Consider the following 4,095-nt stretch of genomic DNA (forward strand, 5'->3'; position numbering starts at 1 on the left):
AAAATCATCAAATCGCGTATCTTAAAAGCATACCTGACAAACTAAACTTAACTGACAGGTACATACATTAATCTTTTAATGCCTGTCAGATTAAATAGCAACTACTACATATCATCAATAGGTTTCAAAAAACATTGCACTAGCTTAGCAAAGATTTCTATAGGGTTATAACCACTCTTGCCTGGCTTATACGCCATAGCACTTTTCAATTCAGTCTCTAAACAGGTCTTACAAGCTTGAATATGATCTGGGCTGTAAATAGCTGCAATAGCCTCTAAAGCTTTTTGATAATTTGCTTTAGCTTCTTGAATAACAATTTTTCCTTTGGCAAGACTATTATTAAGCAAACGGAATATCAACAGCTGGGCTACGCTAGCCCAATAAGGTATAATATCCTGGTTTAGATAATCTGAAATTTTACGAGTAAACTTTTCAAGATCAGCTGTATTAACATGAGGCTGGGTGTAACTTTTCGACTTAACCGACTGCTTACTAAGTACTTTATGAAGGTTAATTTTGGTATTGTTAACCATAACTATTTTAGATGCTTTGGTACTTTGACCAAAATCTTCTAGGTTAACTGCTCTAATGAATGGATTACGCAACATATTTTTTAACTGCTTAGAAGCGGCTTTTTGCCAACAGGATAAATAATTCAGTATGGGCAACAGAATAGAGGGACTGGGCGGTCCTTTCAAGCGCATGACTGGTAGGGAGTCGTCCGAAGGTATTTTAGAAACACCAACCAAGCTTAAACTATTATATAGCATCAGCAATTCCTCGTGGGCATATCCATTCTGTTTAGCCTGAAATTGGGCATCAATTTCCTTGATCTTATCAAGAGTATAGCTAGCTTTATGTTGATCAACATAACTAGAACATTCCTTAAATTTTTCAAACAAACTATTTATTTTCTGTAGGACTTCATCAAACGTAGATGGATCCGAACTAGATGGATGGTCACCTAGCGATTCTTGTTCTAAAGATGGATTACCAATCATATAACTTTTCGAATAACCATTGCAGGTAACCAATACTACCAATAGATGGGGCCACCAAATAATAAAAGCATAATAGGTTTTTATCTTTTTCATAATTATAAAATTGAAAAACTAATAATATTACTTGTTTATAACAAAACAATTTTATATTAAAAAATTTTATATTAAAATCAAATTATAAAAAAGCATCGTATCTGTTCCTGACACTGTTAAAAAATGAATTTTTTAAAGCTACTTTTTGCTTGATCAAAAAGTAGCCAAAAAATCAAGCGCTGATGAAAAAAGTTACTGAAAGCTTACTTTACAACTGGAAAAACAGGAACCTCTCTCCAATCCATCCCGGCAACTGTTTTTCTTTTCATCTGTAAACTCCGCTTTCTGATCGCACTTTTTTCAAAGGGCGCGTTTTTTTCCTAGCATAAGCCATAGTGGTGAACGGAAACAAAGCATCGCATCTATTTAGTCGTATGGTTTTTTCTTGTTTTATCTTTTGGTATTCGACTTTTAGAGGATTTATAGGCTCAGATGCTGGATCCGCTAATTGGTCTGTATTAACCCTGATTAGGAGTATGATCAGACTCTATAGAATGGACGCGCAAGCCTACATGCTGCAACTCCTTAACTACGGAATCGATATTAGCAAGGTTAACATAAGGCTCCTGATTTAAAATAACACCAGCAAGCAAGGTTTTATATTTGGCTATAATGATATCTGGTGCTGCCGCTTTATTGGTTATAGCCGCTACTAACTCGCTATTTTTAGGAGCGTTATGTGCTACTGGAAATATAGCTACATCACCCATTATATGAACTATAGCAGTACTATACAAGGTATTATACAGTATAGTCAGACTACTTAGTAATGCTTCCTTAAGGCTAGCATCAACATCATATACAATCGAGTTAACCAAGCTACAAAGTTGAGCGTACCTGCCATCAATAGGTTTTAAACTACGCTCCCTTAGTTTCTGAATGATCTTGGCAGGATCATAGATAACACTACGTGCCTGATAATCGGCATAAGCATTACCCGTTTTCCTGTGAGTTTTTATATAGTTCTGATAATGAAAAACATACTCTTGTCTCCAAAGGAATGCAGTATGCTGGGTAGCTTCTTTATATTTTTTTTCAGCATCACTCAAATTAATATATCCTTGCGCAACACTAGTATTAAGTGCCTGACGTATCAAGTAGTCCACTACTCTGCCCAGATAAGGTATAAGATGCTTAGCATATAGCGTAACAACTGCATTTTGAATGGATCGATTACGCCTGGCACCTGGATCATCATCACTGTATTTACGTATCACTCTTTGATTATGTATCTGCTCTTGCACATACTTAACTTGCTTATTGATATTTTTTTTAGAGCAATTTATGCCTTTTACTCGAGTAGAAGATGAAGTCATAGCCCGGTGAACTGCCTCGTTTTCCACTTTTATATAATCCTCAACACGCAAGCCAGAGGATCCTGAACAGATAAATAAATCATTACAAACATCTGAAAAGCTTTTAATAAGCTTATCGTACCAACATCTTAAATAATACAATTCATGAAAAGTGGGCGTATGAGCTCGGCATTCTTTAAACTTAATCAGCTGGTCTGAATCCATATTAGCCCTATCTACAGCAGGTGTTGGTATGAGCTGGCCACCCTGAGTAAGATAGGGTTGCTGTAACTTCAAAAAACTTGTATCAACCACAGCCAGTTTATTTAAAACATCAGTTTTATTTTCCGATATATACTGCTTAAAAGAATCCAAGCATTTGATTAATGTATCATTCAAATAAAGTAGTAGCTGGATCGATTCATCATCAAATTTATATATCTTTGGATCATATATTGTATAGACTAAATCTACTTTTCTTTCTACACCAGGTGGATTATGAATTGGCTGATCAGTTAACGATACGAGTGGCCCAGATGGATTATCATCCATCATACCATTTTTAGTATGGTAACTACATCCAGCTAACGTTGAAAATGCGCTAGCGCAGATCATAGAACTATAGAAAATATTTGCTTTTTTCATGTTTTTTATCTTATATGGTGCTAATTTACTAACTAATCAAGCTAATGATGTATATAGGTAAACTCTTTGCTATTATCATATAAATTTTTAACAAAAAAATCAACTGACTAAAAAGAGTGTGATGGTATTATCCGACCTATTACGCTAGAAATAGGTCAGATGATGCTATATTGATGGTGTTTTATATTAGAATATACTTATGGGGCTGAGAATAAAATAAACTATAACTTGATTAACATAATCTTTCCAGTTCACATCATCTGCTCAACAGGTGACTGAACCACAGACTATCATTTAAAGCTATACTGCCGCATAGGGATCATATTGTTCTACGCTCACACCAAACTCTTGTAAAAAATTTAACCCTTCTTCCTGATCTAGGTTTTTATAAGCTGCATAAGAGTCTTTGTATATCACTTTTTTAATGCCTGTACTAAATATCATACGGGCGCAAGGGAGACAAGGTGAAAGGGTAATATAAAGTAGACTATCTCGTACATTGATATGATTGGTTAATGCATACAGCAGCGCATTTTGTTCTGCATGAATCGCTAAGGAACAACTACCTTTTATATTCCTAGCACAACCTGTTTTAGGCCATATCTCATCACAATTATAAGCACCTGATGGAGGTCCATTGTATCCTATAGAAATAATACGGGTGTCTTTTGTTAATACAGCACTTACTTTCTTTTTAACACAATGTGAGCGTTGGGCTAACTGAATGGCCAAGGACATAAAAATGGTATCAAATGTAGGTCTTTCCGTCATTACTGCTTTTTATTATATAGTTGGTACTTTTATTTCATGGTTTGCAAGAGATTTACATATCTGTTCAGGTAATGGCGGCAACTTAAGGGATATATTGAATTGACTATTATACATAATAGTATATAAAAAAATGCCCCTTGTAAAATAGTTGCGATCAGAAAGTGATCCTTATAGCTGAAATAGAAAAACAGCTACAATGGATGTTGCAGGGTGGATTCTGTTTTTCCAGCTGTAAAGGGGAGCTTTCCGTAACTTTTACAAGCTGATAGATGCTAATTTTTTACTCAAAA

At 35.0% G+C, this 4,095-nt stretch carries 3 protein-coding genes; all 3 read right to left on the reverse strand.

Annotation, left to right across the window (positions count from 1 at the left end):
• Positions 1-104 precede the first annotated feature (104 nt).
• The 3 genes from MUW74_RS01320 to MUW74_RS01330 all read right to left on the reverse strand — a co-directional run bounded on the left by MUW74_RS01320 (position 105) and on the right by MUW74_RS01330 (position 3,805).
• Entirely contained in the window at positions 105-1,094 is a 990-nt protein-coding gene (locus MUW74_RS01320; RefSeq protein ID WP_243519008.1) for a hypothetical protein, read from the reverse strand.
• 458 nt (positions 1,095-1,552) lie between these two features.
• A complete protein-coding gene (locus tag MUW74_RS01325) occupies positions 1,553-3,034 on the reverse strand; it encodes a hypothetical protein (RefSeq protein ID WP_243517643.1) in 1,482 nt (493 codons plus the stop codon).
• Positions 3,035-3,334: 300 nt separating this feature from the next.
• The gene (locus tag MUW74_RS01330) at positions 3,335-3,805 is read right to left on the reverse strand and encodes a dCMP deaminase family protein (protein WP_243517645.1); all 471 of its coding nucleotides are present in this window, start codon (positions 3,803-3,805) and stop codon (positions 3,335-3,337) included.
• Between the last annotated feature and the right edge of the window lie 290 nt (positions 3,806-4,095).

This window comes from Candidatus Cardinium sp. cBcalN2, from assembly GCF_022810445.1.
Lineage (GTDB): Bacteria > Bacteroidota > Bacteroidia > Cytophagales > Amoebophilaceae > Cardinium.

Excerpts from the sequence above, each read along its gene's own strand:
- MUW74_RS01320 (WP_243519008.1), bottom strand. The coding sequence starts at position 1,094 with ATGAAAAAGATAAAAACCTATTATGCTTTTATTATTTGGTGGCCCCAT.
- MUW74_RS01325 (WP_243517643.1), bottom strand. The coding sequence starts at position 3,034 with ATGAAAAAAGCAAATATTTTCTATAGTTCTATGATCTGCGCTAGCGCA.
- MUW74_RS01330 (WP_243517645.1), bottom strand. The coding sequence starts at position 3,805 with ATGACGGAAAGACCTACATTTGATACCATTTTTATGTCCTTGGCCATT.